Here is a 594-nt window from a genome sequence, read left to right on the forward strand (position 1 = left end):
GCACGCAGGAGGTCAGCGGTTCGATCCCGCTAGGCTCCATTGTCAGACAAGACGTTAAAATCACTTGAACATTGAAAACTAAATAACAATATCTAATAACGATAAATAAACCAAAAGCTGTGAATTTTAAAGAATTTACAAACTTATACTTGAAAAACGATGATTATAAATCATCATGGCAAAGTTAATAAGGGCGCACGGTGGATGCCTTGGCACTAAGAGCCGATGAAGGACGTGACTAACGACGATATTCTAGGGGGAGCAGTAAGTACGCATTGATCCCTAGGTCTCCGAATGGGGAAACCCAGCTGCTACTAGCAGTTATTCATGAGTGAATACATAGCTCATGTAAAGGTAACGCAGAGAACTGAAACATCTAAGTACCTGCAGGAAGAGAAAGTAAAAACGATTTCGTAAGTAGCGGCGAGCGAACGCGAAGAAGGGCAAACCAAGAAGCTTGCTTCTTGGGGTTGTAGGACTGCAACGTGGACTTAAGCATTATAGTCGAATAACCTGGGAAGGTTAATCAAAGAGGGTAATAATCCCGTAGACGAAATAGCGCTTATACCTAGCAGTATCCTGAGTAGGGCTGGA

Annotated in this window: 1 rRNA gene; it reads left to right on the forward strand. The window is 42.8% G+C overall.

From position 1 onward, the window contains the following. Nucleotides 1-177: 177 nt before the first annotated feature. Nucleotides 178-594 (forward strand): 23S ribosomal RNA (locus D1643_RS11360); the annotation flags it as partial.

The sequence above is a fragment of the Enterorhabdus sp. P55 genome (assembly GCF_009911695.1).
GTDB lineage: Bacteria > Actinomycetota > Coriobacteriia > Coriobacteriales > Eggerthellaceae > Enterorhabdus.